Here is a 2833-nt window from a genome sequence, read left to right as displayed (position 1 = left end):
TGTTTTGGGTTATCGACACGGTCGGTCTCGCCGATTCGTTATTCGCCCTCGGCGGCGACAGCATCCTGTCGATCCAGTTGGTGACCCGGGCCAGGGCGGCCGGTGTGACGTTCTCCGCGCGCGAGGTGTTCGAGCGCAAAACCGTTGCCGGGCTGGCCGAGATCGCCGTTCTCGACGACGGCGCGGCGGCGACCGCCCTGCCCGCGGAACTGCCCGGCGGGGGAGTGGGGCCGATACCGATGACGCCGATCATGTGCTGGATGGTCGAACGCGGCGGGTTCGACCGGTTCTGCCAGTGGGTGCTGCTCACGCTGCCGACCGGCATCGACGCCACCGGCATCGACGCCACCGTCCAGGCGGTGCTCGATCACCACGACATGCTGCGGGCCCGTCTGCACCCGGAACCCGCGCACAGCTCGGGCTGGGCGCTGCGGGTGCTGCCGACCGCGCCGCCCGCCGCCGAACTGATCCGGCACGTGCCGGTGGACGCGGCGCTCGACAGCAGCGCCTTCGCCGCGCTCCTCGACGCCGAGGCGAATGCCGCGGCCGAGCGCCTCGACCCCGCGGCCGGGATCACGCTGCAGCTGGTCTGGTTCGACCTGGCCGGACAGCCGGGCAGGCTGCTCGTCGTCGCCCACCACCTGGTCATCGACGGGGTGTCGTGGCGGATCCTCATTCCCGATCTCGCCGCGGCCTGGGCCCAGCGCAGCGTCGGGCAACGGCCGCGACTCGCGCCGGTCGGCACTTCGATGCGGCGCTGGGCGCATGCGCTGCAGACCGCCGCCGGGGGCCTCGACGAACTCGACTGGTGGCGGTCCACGCTCGACGCTGCCGATCCGCCGCTCGGTGCCCGCCCGATCGATCCGGCCGTTGACGTGCAAGCCACCGCCGCCACTGTCGAGGTGGCGCTACCTCCCGCGGTGACCCGCGCCGTCCTCACCACCCTGCCCCGGGCGTTCCACGGCAACGTGGACGACGCCCTCGTCGCCGGGCTCGCGCTGGCGCTGACCCGATGGCAGGGCCGCCGCGGCACCACCGTCACCGAGACGCTGCTCACCCTCGAAAGCCACGGCCGCCACGACACGGTGCTCCCCGGCGCCGACCTCACCCGCACCATCGGATGGTTCACCACCAACTACCCGGTCCGGCTCGACCTGTCCGATATCGATATCGATGACGCGTTCGCCGCCGGGCCCGCCGCGGCGGCGGTCGTCAAGTCGGTCAAGGAGCAACTCCGGCAGGTCCCCCACCGGGGTATGGGCTATGGGCTGCTGCGCTACCTCAATGCCGAGACCGCTCCCCTCCTGTGTGAATTGCCCACGCCTCAGGTGAGTTTCAACTATCTCGGCCGGCTCGACACCACCCCCGCCATGTTGCGCGATGCCGGGTGGCTGCCCGCGGGCGAGGACACCGACGGCGGCAGCATCCAGAACCCCGACGCACCCGTCGCAGCCCTGCTCGGCATCAACGCGGTCACCCTCGACACCTCGGACGGGCCCACGCTGACCGCCGCCTGGGAGTTCCCGACCGGCCTGCTCACCGCCGCCGAAGTCACCGAGCTCGCCGAACTGTGGCGCGACGCGGTGACCGCCCTGGCGACCCACGCGTCCCGGCCCGGTGCCGGCGGCCTGACTCCCTCCGACCTCGACCTCGTCGACCTCGACCAGGAGGCGATCGACCAGCTCGAGGCCGGACGTTCGGCACTGGACGACATCTGGCCACTCACGCCGCTCCAGACGGGATTGCTGTTCCACGCCCAGCTCGCCGACGGCACCATCGACGCCTACCTGGTGCAACTCTGGTTGGAACTCGGCGGGCACGTCGACCCGGACCGGCTGCGCCGCGCGGCACAGACTCTCCTCGCACGGCACCCCAACCTGCGGACCGCGTTCCTGCGCAAAGGCATCGGCGACGCGGTCCAGGTGGTGCACAGGTACATCGATGTGCCGTTCACCGAGCTCGACTGGACCGAGCGCGACGACATCGACGCCGCGCTCGAACAGCTGATGGACACCGACCGCCTCGACTGCTTCGACGTCACCACGGCACCGTTGCTGCGACTCACCCTGATCAGCACCGCACCCGGGCGGTACCGGCTGCTGATGAGCATGCATCACATCCTCATCGACGGCTGGTCGACGCCCCTGCTGATCCGGGAACTGCTGACCCTCTACGCCGGCGCGGGCGACGCCACGATGCTGCCCCCGGTGCGCCCCTACCGCGACTACCTGAGGTGGCTGACCGCCCAGGACCAAGACGTGGCGGAAGCCGCCTGGGCGCGGGCACTCGACGGTGTCGCCGAGCCGACCCTGCTGGCGCCCGCGGACCGCGGCCGCCGGACCACCGTGGCCGCGCGCGAAGTCCGGGTGCGGCTGAGCGAACAGCGCACCGCGGCCCTGATCGCGGCGGCCCACCGGCACGAGGCCACCCTCAACACCGTCGTCGAAGCGGCCTGGGGGATCGTGCTCGCCACCTCGACCGCCCGCGAGGACGTGGTCTTCGGCACCACCGTGTCCGGGCGCCACCCGCAGATCCCCGGCATCGAATCGATGGTCGGGCTGTTCGTCAATACCGTGCCCGTCCGGATCCGGCTCGACCACCGCGAAACCCTGGCCCAGCTGCTGCGGCGCATCCAGACCGAGCAAGCCTCGCTGCTCGACCATCAGCACCTCGGGCTCGCGCAGATCCAGCGCGTGGCCGGGCCCGGCGCGATGTTCGACACCGTGACCGTCCTCGAGTCCTACCCGGTCGATCGGGCGGGGCTGTCCGCGGACACCGACATCGGGGGCATGCGAGTCCTCGACGTGCGCGGCCGGGACGCCGCGCACAAACC

The 2833-nt window shown here is 71.5% G+C and carries 1 protein-coding gene; it reads left to right on the top strand.

Annotated elements, in window-relative coordinates; translation table 11 throughout:
• Positions 1 to 2833, top strand: a 2833-nt coding sequence (locus ACFWPJ_RS29625) for a condensation domain-containing protein (RefSeq protein ID WP_378856332.1), incomplete at both ends; no start/stop codon positions are given.

This window comes from Nocardia sp. NPDC058497, from assembly GCF_042720195.1.
Taxonomy (GTDB): Bacteria; Actinomycetota; Actinomycetes; order Mycobacteriales; family Mycobacteriaceae; genus Nocardia.
The sequence above is the reverse complement of the archived record's forward strand: the minus strand, read 5'-3'. Positions and strand labels throughout refer to the sequence as shown.